At 36.8% G+C, this 19,670-nt stretch carries 20 protein-coding genes; 13 read left to right on the forward strand and 7 right to left on the reverse strand.

Annotated features, from left to right (window positions below; all coding sequences use genetic code 11):
- Positions 1-130 precede the first annotated feature (130 nt).
- From RNZ46_RS04045 to RNZ46_RS04060, 4 genes are all read left to right on the forward strand, one after another.
- Positions 131-610: a nucleoside deaminase gene (locus RNZ46_RS04045; protein ID WP_316984093.1), complete on the forward strand. Its 480-nt coding sequence runs from the start codon at positions 131-133 to the stop codon at positions 608-610.
- Positions 610-2,019 carry an FAD binding domain-containing protein gene (locus RNZ46_RS04050; RefSeq protein WP_316984094.1) on the forward strand — a complete coding sequence of 470 codons (1,410 nt, stop codon included), beginning with the start codon at positions 610-612 and terminating at the stop codon, positions 2,017-2,019. Before RNZ46_RS04045 ends, RNZ46_RS04050 begins: the two co-directional genes overlap by 1 nt.
- Positions 2,012-4,336: a xanthine dehydrogenase molybdopterin binding subunit gene (locus tag RNZ46_RS04055; RefSeq protein ID WP_316984095.1), complete on the forward strand. Its 2,325-nt coding sequence runs from the start codon at positions 2,012-2,014 to the stop codon at positions 4,334-4,336. The genes RNZ46_RS04050 and RNZ46_RS04055 overlap by 8 nt, the downstream gene beginning before the upstream one ends.
- A gap of 115 nt (positions 4,337-4,451) precedes the next feature.
- On the forward strand, positions 4,452-4,898 hold the full coding sequence (locus tag RNZ46_RS04060; RefSeq protein ID WP_316984096.1) for a hypothetical protein: 447 nt from the start codon (positions 4,452-4,454) through the stop codon (positions 4,896-4,898).
- Here RNZ46_RS04060 and xdhC read toward each other — a convergent pair.
- Entirely contained in the window at positions 4,875-5,666 is a 792-nt protein-coding gene (gene xdhC, locus RNZ46_RS04065; protein WP_316984097.1) for a xanthine dehydrogenase accessory protein XdhC, read from the reverse strand. The genes RNZ46_RS04060 and xdhC overlap by 24 nt on opposite strands.
- A gap of 161 nt (positions 5,667-5,827) precedes the next feature.
- On the opposite strand from xdhC, the gene RNZ46_RS04070 reads away from it, so the two are divergent.
- From RNZ46_RS04070 to RNZ46_RS04110, 9 genes are all read left to right on the forward strand, one after another.
- Positions 5,828-6,163, forward strand: a complete 336-nt coding sequence (locus RNZ46_RS04070; RefSeq protein ID WP_316984098.1) for an arsenosugar biosynthesis-associated peroxidase-like protein — start codon at positions 5,828-5,830, stop codon at positions 6,161-6,163.
- 381 nt (positions 6,164-6,544) lie between these two features.
- A complete protein-coding gene (gene arsS / locus RNZ46_RS04075; RefSeq protein ID WP_316984099.1) occupies positions 6,545-7,603 on the forward strand; it encodes an arsenosugar biosynthesis radical SAM (seleno)protein ArsS in 1,059 nt (352 codons plus the stop codon).
- Between the two features lie 32 nt (positions 7,604-7,635).
- Positions 7,636-8,127 carry a rhodanese-like domain-containing protein gene (locus tag RNZ46_RS04080; RefSeq protein WP_316984100.1) on the forward strand — a complete coding sequence of 164 codons (492 nt, stop codon included), beginning with the start codon at positions 7,636-7,638 and terminating at the stop codon, positions 8,125-8,127.
- Positions 8,120-8,749 (forward strand): TIGR04282 family arsenosugar biosynthesis glycosyltransferase, encoded by a 630-nt coding sequence (locus RNZ46_RS04085; protein ID WP_316984101.1) that lies wholly within the window; start codon positions 8,120-8,122, stop codon positions 8,747-8,749. The genes RNZ46_RS04080 and RNZ46_RS04085 overlap by 8 nt, the downstream gene beginning before the upstream one ends.
- Before the next feature lie 69 nt (positions 8,750-8,818).
- Entirely contained in the window at positions 8,819-9,631 is an 813-nt protein-coding gene (locus RNZ46_RS04090; protein WP_316984102.1) for a purine-nucleoside phosphorylase, read from the forward strand.
- Between the two features lie 160 nt (positions 9,632-9,791).
- Positions 9,792-10,760, forward strand: a complete 969-nt coding sequence (gene arsM / locus RNZ46_RS04095) for an arsenosugar biosynthesis arsenite methyltransferase ArsM (RefSeq protein ID WP_316984103.1) — start codon at positions 9,792-9,794, stop codon at positions 10,758-10,760.
- 97 nt (positions 10,761-10,857) lie between these two features.
- Positions 10,858-11,544, forward strand: coding sequence for a DUF547 domain-containing protein (locus RNZ46_RS04100; protein WP_316984104.1), 687 nt, complete (start codon positions 10,858-10,860; stop codon positions 11,542-11,544).
- A gap of 54 nt (positions 11,545-11,598) precedes the next feature.
- Positions 11,599-12,399, forward strand: a complete 801-nt coding sequence (locus tag RNZ46_RS04105) for a TIGR04283 family arsenosugar biosynthesis glycosyltransferase (RefSeq protein WP_316984105.1) — start codon at positions 11,599-11,601, stop codon at positions 12,397-12,399.
- A gap of 78 nt (positions 12,400-12,477) precedes the next feature.
- Complete coding sequence (locus RNZ46_RS04110) at positions 12,478-14,004, forward strand: carboxypeptidase-like regulatory domain-containing protein (RefSeq protein ID WP_316984106.1); 1,527 nt, start codon at positions 12,478-12,480, stop codon at positions 14,002-14,004.
- Between the two features lie 52 nt (positions 14,005-14,056).
- Here the strand turns inward: RNZ46_RS04110 and RNZ46_RS04115 are convergent, their stop codons facing one another.
- The 6 genes from RNZ46_RS04115 to RNZ46_RS04140 all read right to left on the reverse strand — a co-directional run bounded on the left by RNZ46_RS04115 (position 14,057) and on the right by RNZ46_RS04140 (position 19,637).
- Complete coding sequence (locus RNZ46_RS04115) at positions 14,057-14,788, reverse strand: metallophosphoesterase family protein (protein ID WP_316984107.1); 732 nt, start codon at positions 14,786-14,788, stop codon at positions 14,057-14,059.
- 202 nt (positions 14,789-14,990) lie between these two features.
- The gene (locus RNZ46_RS04120; RefSeq protein WP_316984108.1) at positions 14,991-16,253 is read right to left on the reverse strand and encodes a POTRA domain-containing protein; all 1,263 of its coding nucleotides are present in this window, start codon (positions 16,251-16,253) and stop codon (positions 14,991-14,993) included.
- Positions 16,250-16,984, reverse strand: a complete 735-nt coding sequence (locus RNZ46_RS04125; RefSeq protein WP_316984109.1) for a hypothetical protein — start codon at positions 16,982-16,984, stop codon at positions 16,250-16,252. The genes RNZ46_RS04120 and RNZ46_RS04125 overlap by 4 nt, the downstream gene beginning before the upstream one ends.
- A complete protein-coding gene (locus RNZ46_RS04130; RefSeq protein WP_316984110.1) occupies positions 16,981-17,988 on the reverse strand; it encodes a glycoside hydrolase family 113 in 1,008 nt (335 codons plus the stop codon). The genes RNZ46_RS04125 and RNZ46_RS04130 overlap by 4 nt, the downstream gene beginning before the upstream one ends.
- 37 nt (positions 17,989-18,025) lie before the next feature.
- Complete coding sequence (locus RNZ46_RS04135) at positions 18,026-18,892, reverse strand: transporter (RefSeq protein WP_316984111.1); 867 nt, start codon at positions 18,890-18,892, stop codon at positions 18,026-18,028.
- 31 nt (positions 18,893-18,923) lie between these two features.
- Positions 18,924-19,637 (reverse strand): DUF547 domain-containing protein, encoded by a 714-nt coding sequence (locus RNZ46_RS04140; RefSeq protein ID WP_316984112.1) that lies wholly within the window; start codon positions 19,635-19,637, stop codon positions 18,924-18,926.
- Positions 19,638-19,670: the final 33 nt, after the last annotated feature.

Below are 19,670 nucleotides of genomic sequence, written 5' to 3' on the forward strand. Positions count from 1 at the left end.
TTTAATTGAAGTGATTTAAACTTTTCGCGTTTAAGTGAAAAGTTTAATTCGCTTCATTAATATCTGCTTCAATTAAGGTTTTAAAAATTGTATATTAGTCTGCTTATTTATCCTGAAATAAAAGAATAAAATGAATACATTAAAGAAAGAAAAATTCATGCTCGAGGCTGTAAATGCAGCACTTAAAGGCATGCAAAATAATGAAGGTGGCCCTTTTGGATGCGTTATTGTTAAAGATGGCGAAATTGTTGGAAGAGGCAACAACAAAGTCACATCTACCAACGACCCCACGGCACATGCCGAAGTTACGGCCATTAGAGATGCCTGTAAAAACTTAGGCTCGTTTCAATTGGAAGGCTGCGAAATTTACACCTCTTGCGAACCCTGTCCGATGTGTTTGGGCGCTATTTATTGGGCGCGACCCGAGAAAGTATATTTTGGAAGCAGTCAAATTGACGCGGCAAATATTGGTTTTGATGATGAGTTTATCTATAAAGAAATCCCTTTGCCTTATGAAAAACGAAGCATTCCTTTTGAGCAACTAGCACGCGAAAAGGCTTTAGAAGCTTTTAAAAAATGGATCGAAAAAGAAGATAAAACAGCATATTAATGATTCAATTCATTCTCAATAACAAAACCATAAAAACATCGGCAAATTCTGGAATGACATTGCTCGATTTTGTGCGCTACCAACAACGCTTAACAGGCACAAAAATTGGCTGTCGCGAAGGCGATTGTGGTGCGTGCACCGTTTTAGTTGGCACTTTGGAGAATGACACCATAAACTACCAAAGCATTACGTCGTGTATTTCGCCGTTGGGGAACGCCCATGGCAAACACATTGTAACGGTTGAGGGCACAAACCTGACAAAAAAACTAACCGCTGTGCAATTGGCCATGAAAGACCATTATGCAACGCAATGCGGATTTTGCATTCCGGGATTCGTGGTAGCGCTAACGGGTTTTGCCTTGTCGAATTCCGAAAAAAATCACCACACCGCTTTAGATGCCATTGGCGGAAACATTTGCCGATGCACAGGTTATAAATCTATTGAAAAAGCAGCCCAACATGTGTGCGATAAATTGGGGAATACGGATAAAAATTCATTTAATTGGTTAATTGAAAACGACTTTATTCCTGAATATTTTAAAGATATCCCGAAGCGCTTAAAAGCTTTAAAAGCTGAAAAAATAAATCAACCCAAAGGCAAATACATTGCTGGCGGAACCGATTTATACGTGCAACAAGCCGATAATTTAATTGACAATGCGGTGCACCTTATTTTTGAAAAAAATGAGTTTAAAGGCATAAAAATAGACGAGGGTATTTGTACCATCGGAACCAATTCAACCGTTTCTGATTTATGGAATCACGGTGAAGCAAACCGCTATTTTCCCAATCTAAAAAAACATTTAAAATTGGTGTCTTCGGAGCAAATTAGAAATATGGCTTCCTTTGGCGGAAACTTGGTTAACGCCTCGCCCATTGGCGATATGACCATCTTTTTTTTAGCTTTAAACAGCGATATAATCATTGTAAATGAAAACGGAAATGAACGCAGTATTCCGCTTAAAAATTTCTATACAGATTACAAAAAATATGATTTAAATGAAGCTGAACTAATAAAAGAAATTCGTTTTAAACTTCCAACTTCACATTCGTTTTTTAATTTCGAAAAAGTCTGTAAACGCACCCATTTGGATATTGCCACAGTAAATGCCGCCATTCATATTTCAGTTGAAAACAACACCATTTCAGAGGCACATGTGTCCGTTGGTGGGGTGGCTGCCATTCCGAAGTATTTACACGACACCTCTCAGTTTTTAACTGGAAAATCTTTAGCTACAGAAACTATTTTAAAAGCTAACGAGATGCTTCAAAGCGAAATTTCTCCAATTAGCGATGTTCGTGGTTCGAGCGATTATAAGCGCTTGTTGGCAAGACAGTTATTCTTTGCACATTTCACCGAGTTATTTCCAAAGCAATTCACTTTAAACGACTTTGTTCAACATGCATAAAAATAAATCAAATAGCAGTTTAGATTTTAAAAAAACGCAGGTTGAAGTTGCTTTAAAACTAAGCATAAAAAACTTGGATTCGTACACACACCTTCGTGGTGAATCGTTGTATGTTGATGATGTGAATATCAGACAAGGCACCTTTCACGCCGTGGTTTTCGATGCGCCAAAAGCACACGGAACAATAAAACATATTGATTATTCCAAAGCGGAAGCATTGGATGGTGTGGAGCGCATTTTTACCTACAAAGACATTCCCGGAAAAAACCAAATTGGTGGCATTATTCCAGACGAGCCTTTATTTGCCGAAAACGAGGTGCATTTTTGGGGCATGCCCATCGCGTTAATTGTTGCCGAATCTGAGTTTATTGCACGACAAGCTAGAGCATTAATAAAAATTGAAATTGAAGATTTACCGGTAATCACAACCGCGAAACAAGCCAAAACAAAAGGCAGTTTTATAAATGCTCCGCGCACTTTCAGTTTAGGCGATACCGAAAAAGCTTTTACTGAATGTGACTATGTTTTTGAGGGTGAAACCTTCTCAAACGGACAAGAACATTTGTACATCGAAGCACAAGGCGCCTATGCCGAACCCTTGGAAAATGGTAATATAAAAATCACTTCATCCACCCAAGGCCCCACGGCTGTTCAAAAAACAGCTGCTCAGGTTTTAGGTGTTGCCATGCACAAAATTGAAGTGGACGTTACACGACTTGGAGGTGGTTTTGGCGGAAAAGAAGACCAAGCTACACCTTGGGCTGTTATGGCTGCTTTGGCCACTTTCCATTTGAATCAATCGGTAAAATTAATATTGAACCGACACGACGATTTACGCATGACCGGTAAGCGTCACCCTTATGAAAGCAGCTATAAAATAGGTCTATCCAAAGACCTGAAAATTTTGGCTTACGAGGCTGAGTTTCTGCAAAATTCTGGAGCTGCTGCCGATTTATCGCCAGCCATTGCCGAACGCACTTTATTTCATGCTACCAACAGTTATTTTGTGCCAAATGTTAGCACAACCGTTTTAAGCTGCAAAACCAATTTGCCGCCAAACACAGCTTTTCGCGGTTTTGGCGGACCACAAGGCATGTTTGTTATAGAATCTGCTATTGCCCATGCCGCTTATGAAATTGGTGTTTCGGCGCATAAAATTCAAGAAATTAATTTGCTTCGAGAAAACGACACGTTTTCGTACGGACAAATTGCCAAACAAGTAGAAGCTAAAAACGCTTGGAATTCGGCGAAATCGATTTACAATATTGAAGCTTTGGAAAAGGAAGTTGAAAATTTCAACGCAAACAATTCAAACTTCAAAAAAGGCATAGCGCTGATGCCTATTTGTTTCGGCATTTCGTTTACCAACACCCCCATGAATCATGCGCGTGCTTTGGTTCATATTTATCTGGACGGAAGTGTTGGCATTAGTACAGCCGCTGTTGAAATGGGCCAAGGTGTTAATACCAAAATCATGCAGATTGCAGCACAGGTATTTTCTATTCCTATTGAAAACATCAAAATTGAAACCACCAACACTACCCGGGTGGCCAACACCTCGCCTTCTGCGGCAAGCTCTACGGCGGATTTAAATGGAAAAGCTACCTTAAAAGCTTGTCGCGCTTTACTTGACCGTTTGAAAAAAGTGGCTTCTGAAGACTTAAATGTTTCAGAAGAACACATTGAATTAAAAGATGAATTCGTGTATGTAAATAATAAAAAATCAGATTTATCGTGGACGGAACTCATCAGCAAAACCATGCTAAAACGTGTCGCTTTAACCGAAAACGCACACTACGCCACACCCGAAATTCATTTTGATAAATCCAAAGAAAAAGGGCATCCTTTCGCCTATCATGTTTACGGAACAGCTATTATTACAACTACGGTTGATTGTACGCGCGGTACTTACGAATTTGACGCTGTTAAAATTGTGCACGACTACGGTAAAAGCATGAACAAAGCCATTGATTTGGGGCAAGTTGAAGGTGCGCTGGCACAAGGCATCGGTTGGATGACGATGGAAGAAATCGCGTACAATGACGAGGGTCGATTGCTTTCAAATGCATTATCAACCTATAAAGTTCCAGATATTTTTTCTGTTCCAAAAACGGTTGAAACCGTTCCTTTGGAAACTAAAGGCCATGAGTTGGCCATCTTAAAATCGAAGGCTGTTGGCGAACCGCCATTAATGTACGGCATTGGGGCTTATTTTGCAATTCAGAATGCCATTAAAGCGTTTAACCCAAATTATAAACTTAAATTCCATGCCCCAATAACACCCGAAAAAGTACTCATGGGTCTGTATAAAAAATAGAGTTAAATTAGTATCGCAATTTATCCTTTCAGGTTTTTAAAACCTGAAAGGTATTATTATAAAATAAAAACCTATCGCACTACACTACAAAAAACAAAACATTATAAAAGGCGCATTGATTTACAGCGCCGGCGATTCCATTGCAGCACTTTTAATTGATGAGTTTTCGTTATCTCGATTACTCGGAATGATGCTTGTTGGCGCTACCTTTTACGCATTCGAAATCCCCAATTATTTTGATTGGATTGTAAAGAAAACACAAAACCTAAAAGGCATAAAAGCAACACTAACCAAAACTTTATTAGCAATAATGTATTTTAATCCGCTTTGGGTGGCAAGGCATTTGTTGTTTATCAAGTTATTTTCCGGCGCATTCGATACCATTGGCTGGAATCTTTTAGAAATCGCCTTTTGGTCGTTTTCAGCAAACATACTCATTTCTTTTATTGCCAATTATATCATTCAAAACCGATTTAAACACAAATGGCGATTTTTGGGAAGTGCCATTTTTTCAGCAATTATGGCTATTTACTATGCATTAAGCGAAACCTTCTTCGGGTAAACCTTTATAGTGTATTTGAATGAGTTGCGCCACAACACTAATGGCAATTTCTTTGGGCGAATTCCCTCCAAGCTCTAGTCCAATAGGGCAAACCACATTACTCATACCTTCTTTAATATGCATCTCCTTAATAAGCAAATTGTTAAATCGTACACGCTTGGTTTTACTGCCAATTAAGCCTAAAAACTTGGTTTTTTGTTTTAAGGCCATCGCAATAATATCAAAATCCAGTTTATGGTCGTGCGTTAACACCAACACATAACTTTGGTTTCCCCATTGCACCGCATCCTTAAAGGTTTTAAAATCGTTTAATTTTGTTTCATGTTTATTCACGTGAGCTTTCAATGGAATTTTAGAGAACCAATTGGCTCGCGAATCAATTAAATGCACTTCAAAAGGTGTGTTTTCCATCATATTACAAATTTCAACACCAATGTGTCCCGCGCCAAACACAAATAATTTCGGATATTGGTTCATAGGTTCAATAATTAATTCCACTTTTCCGCCGCAGCATTGCTCAAATTCAGGTCCTAAAGTGTAGTTAGATGTGATAATTCTATTTTCATTAATGGCAATAATCGCCTCGTCAATAGCATTAAATTCCAATTTTCCACCACCAATAGTCCCATGGATTTCCTTGTTTTTGGCTACAATCATTCTAGCACCAACCACACAAGGAGTCGAGCCCAGGCAATGGGTAACGGTAATTAAAGCCACAGCTTCCCGCTTATCTTTATAATCTTTCAGTAAATCAATCCAGTTTAACATAAAAATAAAAATGCGAATAAAAATAAGACTTTTTTAACGGATGGTATCTTATAATATCACTATGTTTAAACCCAAAACAAACCAGCAATAATTTAACTAAATTTACTGTAAACTTTAGCGAATGTTTTCGTCTACTTAACACAACACATAACAAAAAAACTATGTCTAAAACCTATTACGACCCAGCAGACCTTAAAAAATTTGGAAACATCACCGAATGGAACGAAGAATTGGGTGCCAAATTTTTCGATTATTACAATTCGGTCTTTAAAGACAGTGCGCTCACGGCTCGAGAAAAATCGTTAATTGCGCTTGCCGTTTCACACACCGAGCAATGCCCATATTGCATTGATGCCTACTCCAAAGACGGCCTACAACGCGGTATAACCAAAGAAGAAATGATGGAAGCCATACACGTTGGTGCAGCCATAAAAAGCGGAGCCACCTTAGTTCACGGCGTGCAAATGATGAACAAAGTAAATAAACTGGACGGTTAATTTTTTGGGCGTTACCACAAGGGTCGGGCTTTCACTACTCGCTTCCTCCTATCGTCGGCGAGCTCAAACACACCGTTCAATCCCTAACGCGGGGGCAGTTTGCAGTTGGTAGTAACCAGTTCACAGTCAGAGCATATATTTGTAAAGTGTCTAAAAAAATAAAAAACATATTCGAAATAAAAACAATTTAACAAAAAGTCAAGCCCCAAATCAATTCAGAGAATTGATCGTCAAGGCGCAGAATAGATAAAGAAAAGCTCCGAGAACAGGAGAACGATAGTTCGACGCGGAGTTTTCAAATCGGAATGAAAAATTCCTCGGCTTGAACTTGATTTTTTGGTTCGTTTTGCATCAAGGCAAAATGAACAGAAAAAAAATAATATGACAAAAACACAATCCTTACATAAACGCCAAAGCGATTTAGCACAAAGCAATCGGCAACTGGAAATCCTATCCAACGGTATTTTTAAAAACGGCGAACTGCCAACCTTTAAAGCTAAAATTGCCGAAACCAATCAGTATCCGCTTAAAGCCAAAAAACTGGAAATCCTACAAATAAACGTGGGCTATATGTGCAATCAAGTTTGCGAGCACTGTCATGTTGATGCGGGTCCAGACCGCAAGGAAATCATGACGCGCGAAACCATGCAACAGTGTTTAAATGTTATTAAAACCACCGGCGCCCACACTTTAGATTTAACCGGTGGCGCCCCGGAAATGAATCCCAATTTCCGCTGGTTTGTCGAAGAAGCTTCCAAAGCAGGTATTACAGATTTTATTGTGCGCTCCAATCTCACCATTATTCGCGCCAACAAAAAATATCACGATTTACCCGAATTCTTTAAAAAACACAATGTGCACGTGGTAAGCTCGATGCCTCATTGGACTCGTGGAAAAACCGACAAACAACGTGGCGAGGGTGTATTCGATCAATCGATAAAAGCATTACAAGAATTAAACGCCGTTGGTTATGGTATGCCAGACAGCAACTTAAAATTGGATTTGGTTTACAATCCGTCGGGTGCTTTTTTACCGGGCGATCAAATGGCTATGGAAAAAGATTTTAAAAAAGCGCTAAAAGAAGATTTCAATATTCAGTTTCATAATTTATTTGCCATTACCAATTTACCAATCTCACGATTTCTAGATTATTTAATCGCCTCAGAAAATTACGAGGATTATATGTATGCGCTCGTTGAAGCCTACAATCCTGCTGCGGTTGAAAACGTAATGTGTACCAATACATTATCGGTTAGTTGGGATGGTTACTTATACGATTGCGATTTTAATCAAATGTTGGAATTGCCCGTAAACAGCAAAGCCAATCACATATCGGAATATAACGAAGCACTTTTGGAAGGCCGGAATATTGTAATTTCGCAACACTGTTACGGTTGCACTGCCGGAGCCGGAAGTAGCTGCCAAGGTGTTGTGGCTTAACCCAATTCCTGCGCAGGCAGGAACCTCATGTTATGAAAAAGAAAATTTTTTACATACTTCTATTTTTTTCAGGTATTAGTTTCGCCCAAGAATCACTTGCAGAGGTTTTAAAAAAACACAATAAAGAAAGCATCCCGTACATTACCGTGGAAAATGCTTCAAAACAACAAAACGCCGTTATTTTAGATGCCCGTGAATTTTCAGAATACAAAACCAGTCATTTGCAAAACGCCCTATTTGTTGGTTACGATAATTTCAATCTTAAAAAAACCATCAAAAAACTCAAAAGTAAGCAGCAGCCGGTAATCGTGTATTGCTCTATTGGCGTTCGGTCGGAAGATATTGCAGAAAAACTCAAAAAAGCAGGTTACACCAATATTTACAATTTATACGGTGGCATTTTTGAATGGAAAAACTCTGATTTCCCCGTTTATAATCCCGAAGGAAAAGAAACCGATAGCATCCATACCTTCGATAAAGCATGGAGTAAATGGTTAAAAAAAGGTATTAAAATTTATGACTAAATCACTCATTATCGTTTTTGTAAAAAACATCAAATTGGGTAAAGTAAAAACGCGACTCGCCAAAACCATTGGCAATCAAGCAGCTTTTGAGGTGTATAGCGAGCTGGTTAAAATCACCGAAAAAGCTACCGAAAATATAGCAATCGATAAGCGTATTTATTTTTCTGACGCTATTATTGAATCCAAGTGGAAAAACCAATATAAAGCCATTCAAAAGGGTGAGGATTTAGGCGAACGCATGAAAAACGCCTTTAAAAAAGGTTTTGAAGATGGGTATGAAAACATCGTTTTAATCGGCTCCGATTTGCCCGATATCAACGCCTCTTATATAGAAACCGGATTGCAAACCTTAAAAACCCACGATGTTGTTTTTGGTCCTGCCATCGATGGCGGCTATTACCTTATTGGCATGTCTAAAATGTTCAATTCTATATTCGACAATAAGCCGTGGAGCCAACCCCATTTATTAAAGGTAACTCTTAATGAATTGCAACAAAATGCCGTATCTTTCGGGTTGCTTGAACCCTTAAATGATATCGACACATTTGAAGATTTACAAGCTTCAACATTTTACAAATCGAATATTAAATTACAACATCGCATAGCACAATTAAATGATTGAAAAGATGGCCAACTGTTGCCAAAAACTCTTAATTTTAATCAAATTTTTTAAATTCATAAATATTAATTCATGTTAAAATACATAAACGAAACTGTTGAATACCTTCAAGAAAAAGGATTCGAAAGCCCAGAAATTGGTATTATTTTAGGTACCGGATTGGGGCAACTTATAAACGAAATAGATATTTTGGTTGAAGCTAGTTACAACCATATTCCTTACTTTCCAACCGCTACTGTCGAGTTTCATAAAGGGAAACTTGTTTATGGTAATTTAGCCGGAAAAAAAGTTATTGTTATGCAAGGCCGTTTTCATTTATACGAAGGTTACACGCTACAAGATGTTACCTATCCAGTTCGTATCATGGAAAAATTAGGCATAAAAACCTTGTTGGTTTCCAACGCAGCTGGGGCTATAAACCTCAATTTCAAAAAAGGAGAGCTTATGCTTATTGAAGATCATATAAATTTACAAGGCAGTTCGCCATTGGCTTTTAATGGTGTAGAGCATTTAGGCGAACGTTTTACGGATATGAGTGCGCCGTACGATAAAGGCATCAATTCAACCTTTAAAACCATTGCAAAAAACAATAACATAGAACTTCACGAAGGTGTTTATGCCAGTGTTGTTGGCCCGCAATTAGAAACACGCGCCGAATACAGAATGCTTAAAATTATTGGTGCCGATGCCGTAGGAATGAGTACGGTTCCCGAGATTATTGTTGCCAATCATTTGAATATAAAAGTAGCGGCAGTGTCAGTTTTAACCGATGAATGCGACCCAGATAATCTAAAACCTGTTGATATTTCAGAAATCATTGCCATGGCTGCTAAAGCAGAACCCAATATGATAACGCTCTTTAAAGAATTAATTAGCACGCTTTAAACAAATTTAGAGCTTAGAAAATTAAAGAAATTCTACGGCTTGAATTTGATTTTTTGGTTCGTCCCGAAAGCTTTCTGTATGTATCAAGACAAAATGAACAGAAAGAAAAAATAGACAATAATTAAAATAAGATTTCTGCCTGCGCAGGAATGACAAAATTATGAGTTACCTAGAAACCACACACAACGTGTACAAAGAAGCAGCGTTAACCCCCGATGTCGGGCTGTGCTGCACCACTAATCCTATTTGGGAATTACCTGGATTAAAAATCCCAAAAATCATGCAGGAAATGAACTATGGCTGTGGCTCGACGGTTCATGCGCGCGATTTAACCAACAACCCAAAAATGCTTTATGTTGGTGTTGGTGGCGGCATGGAATTGCTGCAGTTTGCCTATTTTAATCGTCAAAATGGCGGTGTAATTGGTGTTGATGTTGTCGATGAAATGTTAGAAGCATCGCGTAAAAATTTCATAGAAGCCGAAGCACAAAACCCATGGTTTAAAAGTGAATTTGTAGACCTTAAAAAAGGCGATGCGATGCACCTTCCGGTTGAAGACCAAAGTATTGATGTTGCCGCTCAGAATTGCTTATTCAATATTTTTAAAGCAGACGATTTAAAGAAAGCCATTGCAGAAATGTATCGTGTTTTAAAACCTCACGGGCGTTTAGTAATGAGCGATCCCACCTGTGAACAACCCATGAATGATGAACTACGCAACGACGAACGATTACGGGCCCTTTGTTTAAGCGGAAGTTTGCCCATTGCAGATTATGTAAAAGCATTAACCGATGCGGGCTTTGGCACCATTGAAATTCGCGCACGTAAACCGTACAGAATTCTTGACCCCAAAAATTACCCAACCGACGAATTAATTTATATTGAATCCATTGAGGTTGCCGCCATTAAAGACCCAATGCCCGCCGATGGCCCATGTGTTTTTACAGGAAAAGCGGCCATTTATTATGGCGACGACGATTATTTTGATGATAAAGCGGGTCATGTTTTACTTAAAAACCAACCTTTAGCGATATGCGACAAAACCGCTGCAGCGTTGCAAGCGTTAAATAGAGATGATATTTATTTTTCAGAATCTACGTTTCATTACGATGGTGGCGGATGCTGTTAAGCAATAATCGCTCTTTAATCATTTTAACAAAATCATGTATCAAATAAACATCCTATTTTTACTGTTTTTTACGACATTATGTTTTGGTCAAAAAAAGGTGGATAATGATACTTTTATAAAGGAAACTGAATCTGTAAAAATTCATCAATTATGGGGTGTATTATTAGCGAAAAACGTTTCAGAAAATGGCAATGTTGATTACAAATCGTTTAAAACCAATCATAAAAAGCTTTCAAATTACATTCAAAGCTTGGGGACGCTTTATTCAGGCAATGCTCTTAAATCGTTTTCAAAAAAAGAAAAATTGGCTTTTTGGATTAACGCTTACAACGCCATGACCATCGATTTGATTCTGAGGCATTACCCTGTAAAAAGCATAAAAGATATTAAAAAACCTTGGGATAAACGCCTATGGAATACAGTTAATATTCCGTATAGTTTGAATGAGATTGAACATGAGATTTTACGAAAAATGGACGAACCCCGCATTCATTTTGCCATTGTTTGTGCTTCGGTGTCTTGTCCTAAATTATTAAACCAGACTTATTCGGCTGCAAATTTGGAGGCACAACTCATTAAAGCGACGAAAGATTTTTTAAACAATTCAACAAAAAATAATATTTCTGAAAACAGTTTAAAACTGTCAAAAATTTTTCAGTGGTTTGCTAAAGATTTTAAACAAAATGGTAGTTTGATTGATTTTTTAAACCAATATTCAAAGGTTCAAATTTCCGCGAAAGCGAAAAAAAGTTATAAAAGCTATAATTGGGATTTGAATGAATAAAAACATTTAGACCTGTCAGGTTTTTAAAACCTGACAGGTCTCTAAAAACAAAACATGACGTACCAAATCTCCATTATTATACCTACATTAAACGAAGCCGATAATATTGAAAATCTGCTTCATCATCTTTTCAAAAATTCTTCAAAAGAAAACATTGCAGATATTATTATTGTTGATGGTGGCAGTACCGATGGGACCTGTAAAATAGTACAGAACTATGTTACTTCGAGTGATTTTGAGCATAGCGAAAAATTGTATCGAGATTACTTAATTGAAGTTCTCGATACAAAATTTTCTATCGAAAATTCTACTCGAACGGGCATCAAATTAATTCACTCGCAAAAAGGTCGTGCCAAACAAATGAATCTGGGTGCAAAAAACGGGTCTGGAAACATTCTTTATTTTTTGCACGCCGATTCTTTTCCGCCTAAAAACTTCGATAAATATATTATTCAACAAGTTGAAAAAAACCATCAAGCAGGTTGCTTTATCATGAAGTTTAATAGCAATCATTGGTGGTTAAAACTTGCTGGACAATTAACGCGGTTACCTTTAAAGTCTTGTAGAGGTGGCGACCAAAGTTTATTTATCACCAAATCGCTTTTTAAAACCATTAATGGTTTTGATGAGAGTTTTACAATTTACGAAGACAACGATTTAATTACCAAACTTTACGCTCGAAAGCAATTTGTGGTCGTTCAAAAATGGCTCACAACCTCTCCGAGGCATTATAACACCAATGGTGTATGGCGTTTACAATTTCATTATTGGACAATTCATTTAAAAAAATGGTTGGGCGCTTCGCCAAATCAACTCAACCAATATTACTTAAAATATGTAAGTGTTAAAAAATGATAAAACTTACTTAACAAAAAACTAATTGTTACATTTTACTTATATAATCGTCTACTTTTATAGCAAATAGATTTTTATATGAAGTCAAAATTATTTCTAGTTTTATTTACATTTTTTGTTTTTCAATGGTCTCAATCGCAGAATTCCATTCACGCCAAACTCATTGATTCCACCACACAAAAACCCATTGCTTATGCAACTATAGAGCTCAATAAAAAATCTGGGGTTATTAGTAATAACAATGGCGTGTTTCAAATATATCTGAACAAAAAAATTACTGCAAAAGACTCGCTTTTTATCAATTGTTTGGGTTACGAAACCAAGCGTGTTGCAGTTGAAAAATTTAACGATAGCATTATTGTATTACGCCAGAAATCCATTGAATTGGACGAGGTTTTGGTTTCTAACAAAAACTATACGGTTGATGAAATCATAGAAAAAACCCAAGAAAACTTAGCCACTAATTACGATTTTGAATACACCAAAAGCAGGCTGTTTTACAGGCAATCTGACCACAATAACATGATTAAAAACACCATTGACATTAAAAAATCAACCATACCGGAAATCAATCAAAAATTTGTGGATAGTGTTTTAGATATTATGCCAAAAAATTCAGGTAATTACTCAGAGCTTTTAGGTGATTTATACGAAAATCCTTTTGCTAAAAACGGATTGAAACTAGATATCATAAAAGCTTCAAACCTTTATGACAAAAACAATGAAATCTCATTTGAAGGCCTTGAAGAAAAATTTAACACCATATTTAAGAAACACGTAAAAAGAGATTCTTATTTTAAAATTAAATCGGGGATTTTCGGCACTAAAGAAGAGATAGATTCATCGCTTTTTGGCGACACAAAAACCGATGAAGACATTGAAAAGACCCAAGCTTTTATTGACGAGCAAAAAAAGAAGGAAAGCGAACGCAAAAAGAACTTTTTAAAATACAGAAAACGCGCTATTGCAAATTTAGAAACCAGTAGTTTTATTTTTGAGGATTCACATTTAAACTTTCTAGAAAAGCCAAACAGATACCGGTTTGAGCTTTTAGACTATCAATTTCTAAACGGTGAGTTTGTTTATAAAATAACATTTACCCCAAAACGAAAAGAAGATTTTAAAGGTGTTTTATATATTAATACGGATGATTTTGCCATTGTTAGAGTGGACTACGAGAATGTAAAAAACCTAAAGAACTTTAGACTCTTAGGCATTTCTTACAGTGAATATTTAAAAAAGGGCACCTTTATTTATGCTAAAAACAATAGCGATAAATATGCCCTAAAATATGCCGAAGTTGAAAGCGGGAATAAATTCGGGATTAAACGCCCATTAAAGATTATTGAAAAAAACAAGCATGTAAAAGGGCGGAGAAAGCAGAATGAAATTTCGACCGATGTTCATTTTATTGTATCGAACATCACCAAAAAAGAACTCGTGGTTTTTGAAAATGAAAGCATTACCGAAACAGCATTTAACAGCGTTACGGAAAAAGCCAAAGTCAAACCAACGTATTTGCCAAAATACGACCCCGAGTTTTGGCAAGGTTATAATGTTATGGAACCCAATCAAGCGATAAAGGATTTTAAGAGTATTGAGTAAAACTTTTTCATGGCTCAGACCTGTCAGGTTTTTAAAACCTGACAGGTCTCGGTTAATTCTTGTTCCTACCCTTTTCATTGGGGTATAAAGCAGGTAAATTATCACTCTGAAAAAACACTTTTGTATCGATATTCATTCCGGATAATTTCCCAGTAAATGCAGCACCCGTATCGATATTCCAAATATTTGCGGCTTGCATGGGCACGTTTACATTAAAATTTATGGTGGGGGTGTGCCCAATAAAAATTTCGCTGTAATGCTTCAATCGGTTTGGGTATAAGGCTGAATCTTTTTCAATGCGATTATCCATGGTTAAAGCCATTTCCCAAAGCGTTCTATCGAAATAGAAATTTTCTTTAAATACCTCTTTTTCCACACCGTGCATGGATGTAAATCCGGCGTGAATGAATAATCTATTTTCACTGTCGATATAATAAAGCGGCATACTTTCAAAAAAGGCTAAATGTTTCTTTTTTTTATCTTCTGAAAAACCGGCATAACTATCCATCGTTTCTTTTCCACCATGTATATACCACACGGGTGGCACATGCTCTCCTCGCAACCAGTTTTCGCACCAAACATCGTGGTTTCCTTTTATAAAAATGCAATTTATTTTTTGAGATAATTCTATTAAAAACTGAATAGTTTGCGCAGATTCGCTCCAGCCGTCAACATAATCGCCCATAAAAATAAGCCTGTCTTCATCTTTAATTTCCATTTTATTTAATAGCTGAATTAAGGCTTTTAAACCACCGTGAATATCGCCTATTGCAAATGTTCGCATATAACAATCGTTTTTTCAAAAATAGATGTTTGTGTTTGAATTAACCAGACTTTGGGTTTTAAAACTTACTTTGGCGGATTGCTGCGTTAGGTATTGAGCATACTTCGACTGCGCTCAGCACAGGTTTGTTGGAGCTCCTCGCAGAGAGCGACTTGGGAAAGCCCGACCCCCCAAGGAACGCAGGGGTAACGCCCTAAATACCTTAAAAATATTGCCCAATGCCAAACACCAAACCTTTAGTTGCGTTTTTGCTTATGCCATGTCCGTAATCAATTCTAAAAATGGCATTGTATATTTTTTTATGGATAAAACGAAGCCCCAATCCCGGATATACCTTGATATTTTCGGCTTTACTAAAATCGCCGAAATCGCCTCCCGGGTTTCGCCAAGAACCAGCGTCAACAAAAGCATTGCCTTGTAAAACAAACCAATTTTTTTCGTAAATGGTATAACGGAATTCGGTGTTTAAAACAATAACGCCCGTGCCTCTGTCGATGGTATTGCCAACGCCTCGAACATTTAAATTATTATCTACCGAAAAAGGTGCGAATGGCGTTTTATCGTTTTTTGATAAGCCCAATCGTAATCGGTTTGCCCAATTGCTACGCGCACCAAAACGTTTAAAATAGAAAAAATCATTCCAAGCGATAAAAAATTCGGGTAACATATCGTTGGTTGATGTAACATATTGAAAGTTAAATTGATTTTTTACACCAGACACATATTGGTAAAAATAATCTAGATTATTGTACTCGTAAATACTTTTCAACAACCATTTGTGCACATTTAATTGCTGCGGCACATTAGGGTTTGTAGCGCCAGATTTATAGACATAATCTTCAACAAAATAGTTTATTCCGAGTTCAAAATTATTATTAAAATTATATTCGTACAATCCTAAAATTTCCAAAGATTGGTTGTTGTATTTATAATCGGCCGTTGTGCCATCGAAAAAAACGGGCTCTTGGGTTGTTAAATCTTGATAGTTCACAGCTAATCCTAGGCTTTTGGAAAACAAATAGGGCGCTCTAAAATTTATAGCGAAACTGCTGTAAATATCCTTTTGATAAAACCCACCAAAACCAATATTTCTTCCCAATAAATTAAATTCGTGTAGCCCCAAACGATAGGCAAACTCATCGTTATTTGTGGTGTAAATATTAGCCGATGGAATTAACGTGAAGTTCTCTACAATATTATAAAACACATTATATTGATTGGCTTCGGAATGAAACACCTGATAATAGGCATGAGACACCGATGGCAAACGTTTTAAGCGTTTTATGTCTTGTTCGATAACCAAGGAATCCAGTTTTTCACCAGTTTTAACAGATGAAATTTTTTTAATGAAAGACGATTTTAGTTTTTTATTACCCTGTATTTTTAAATCGTCCACCGTATTATTCTGCGAAAACAAACTCACAGTAAAAAAGCTTAAAAATACAATGGTTAGTACTTTACTCATTCAGCTTCAAAGGTTTTAAGAATCACCCAATTTACCCAATTATCTTCACTAACATCCATTAACGTGAAATTGTAATTATTTCCAGTAATGAGTGGTGGTGGCGTTAGTTGGGTTGTTATGTTTAAAACCACATTTGATGTGTTGTAATATTGAAAATGATTATCGTAGGTATAAGTGCCCGAAAGCAAATTGTTTTGTGCATCTGAAACCACTTGAAAATATATGGCATTATCGCCAAAGGCATCGTCTTCCCATGTAAAGCTTGGCATTGTTGAAACATCTTGGTTTATTGAAACAGCATCATTCCAAACGGTTGGTTTTATGTTTTGTTTGGAACGAATGGGGTTGGATATTTTTATTTCACCTTGCCGTTCGAAAGTAACAATAATCCATTTTTCGTTAGCCGATGATTGCGTAAACTTGCCTAAATAACCGTTAAAAAAAGGTTCGCTCGGAATGACAATTTGTGTATAATTTGAAAATTCGTTTTTGTCAACCTGCGCATTTTCAGTTTCATAAAATCGAATGTTTGTTGCACCGATTTCTGGATAGTAAAAGGTTAGAATCTCGTTCGTGTTTTCATCGCTTGCAGCACAGGCAATAACGGCACCTATTTCGAAAGGCTTGTTTAAAATGTAAGCTTCTAAAGTATGGCGCAGGTCGTCATCCGTATCTTTTAAACAGGATGTAAAAATCAAAAGACCGACCCATATGTACTTTAATTTATTCATTTAAAATTGCTGTAATGTTTACGCAAAATAGCTTCAACAGGTTTGTTTTGCGGTGTGAACATGTTGTTGTTTACGCCACCAACCTCATCGTGATTAACAAACCATTTCCAAATAAAACCGCCAGCAAACCAGTCTTCATTCCAAAAGGTTTCCAACAGCGCTTTCGTGGTATTGCTTTGGGCTTCTAAATTTACATGCCCCTTGTTTCTATCGCTTTTCCAAGGTTCTTTTCCAGAATAATCTACGCTTCTATAACCAAATTCGGTATACAAAATAGGTTTATTATAAGTGTTTGACACCTGTTCAATAACAGGTTTATGCATTTTCCAACCTTCTGCAGCTTCGGCAACCGTTGGTGTTTTACTAGCGCTAACGGGAAAATAGGCATCAATACCAATAAAATCCAATTCGTCCCAAAACGGCGTACGCTTGAACTCATCCCAATTGGCAGCATAGGTTAATTTGCCTTTGTATATCGTTTTTATTTCTGCAATTAAATTACGCCAATAATCGGGTCTGTTTTCAATGAATCTTTCAAGTTCGGTACCAATGCAAAATATTTCAGCATGAACCTCCTTGGCTAATTGCGCATATTCTAAAATGAATTTGGAATATGAATTTTCCAAGGTTTTCCAATCGGCTTCCGATACCATTTCTAAATACCCCGTAAACTCGCCATGCCAAATCCAAATTTGGGGTTTTATCATAATTTTAATATGCTTCCGTTTAAGCACTTCAATATATTGCTTTGCTCCAGCTTTGGTTTCGCCAAACCATTGTCGTTTTGTATTGAACACAATTTCTGGATGCTCCAAATTTCTTATAAAACCAAAAGGCATAATGGCCGCATAATTCGCGTTGACGTTTATAACAGGTTTCACATGAGTTTTATCAATCGACTCTCGTGAGGCTACAAAGCTTACACCGTTAATTTTTTCAGGTTGACTTGTGCAAGACTGAAAATTTAGGGCAAAAAAAACAATTAGGAGTTTAAATAGTTGCATAAAAAACGATTAATAAACTCCTAATTTACACTATTAATTAAAATAATGCCCTTAAGCCAACATTAAATGACTGCCCTAAACCCGTAGTATTGCCTCTTACAAAATTACTGTAAAGTACTTCTAAATTTAAAGTTTTTGATAGTTGATATTTGCCACCAAAACCCAATGCCGTGTAATCTTGTTTAAAATCGCCAACACGTTGCAAGTGTTGCGCAAACCCCAAGATGGTAAAAGATTGATTGGGAAAATAACTTAAAAACACACCGGGAGCCAGCACAATTGTTTTATCGGCAAAACTGGTTTTCTCTCCAAAATTATACTCCGTATTTAGCTCTGTAAACAGTTGCCAATCGCCACTTGGAAAGGTATAATCATAGAAAAACCGATTTTGAAATGTATAAGCGGTTTGGTCTAAAAACACGTTGTTTTCGGTTTCGTTATCTACCAAAGGGATATGAAATGCTGTTTGCACCGTAAAGTTACTCACATTTTTAAACGGGTTGAATTTTATAGCGGGCGCGATAGAAGTTATGCCCGAACGTGCTGTATCTGTTTCTCCGTCAAATTTAAAAACATCGAGCGCTTTTCGGTTTCCAACGACGTTGGAGCGTATTTCAATGAGCAAACCTACGTTCAATTTACTATTTTCTGAGACACCGGTAAAAACATCAATGGTTGATGTGAAATACGTTTCCCTAGGCTCATTTTTTGAAACATCGCCATTGCTGTTTGCCACTTTGGTTTGGGTATATAAGTTGTTAAAAAACTTAATGTCCCATTGGCCTTTTTTCAAAAGTTTTGATGGTGTATAGGTTTGGATATTACTTTTTTGGTCGTCTTTTTCTTGTGAAAACCCGGTATATGCTATCGCTGAAAATATGAGGCACGCTATTGCTTTTTTCATGTGTATTTGGTTTTTGTTGTTTTTTTAGACCTTACTGTTTATTGATTCTCCAATCGTATTGAAAATAACTCAGTTTGTACTTGCCTTCTAACTTTTCAGTTCGGTATTGGTTTATAAAATTGATTTCCGTTGTACCATCCATTGTAAAATCTGCTTTATACCATTCCATAATTTGCGATGCTTGAACGCGCTTCTTTTTGGTGTTCACTCGTATAAAATTACCGTTTATGGCTTTTTTAGTTTGCGTTTCCATTTGGGCATCCAAGGTATTTGGCATATAGGCTTTATTAATTAATGGCGGACAACCAACAGCACCACAAACCAACACAAAGTGAAAGCGCGCATCGTTAAATTGAGCGCGTAATAGTTTGTGCTCAATATCATTTAATGTGATGTTTTTTCCTGCTAAACGATACGTTGTTTTATCAAAAAAACCAGCATTGTCCAAGGGTGAATTTGTTGGATAATTATCAATGATGCCTTTTATAACGGACAGGTTATAAGCATTAATCCAAAAAGCTTGATAGACCTCTGCATCTTCTTTTGAAACCGACACAGTTTCGGCCATTTTCATCAATTCATTTAAACCACTTTGATTGTTTTGAATTTTTGAATACGCCACTTTCCCATCATTAACATAGCTATTAAAAAAAGCATCAGCTTTAACAAAAAAACCATTCACATCTTGCGAAAATCCTTTAATACTCACTAAAATAATTACTAAAATGATATGGTGTTTTTTCATCTGTCTATAATTTATGCTTTGCAAAGTGTTAAC

This window comes from Hwangdonia lutea (genome assembly GCF_032814565.1).
GTDB lineage: Bacteria > Bacteroidota > Bacteroidia > Flavobacteriales > Flavobacteriaceae > Hwangdonia > Hwangdonia lutea.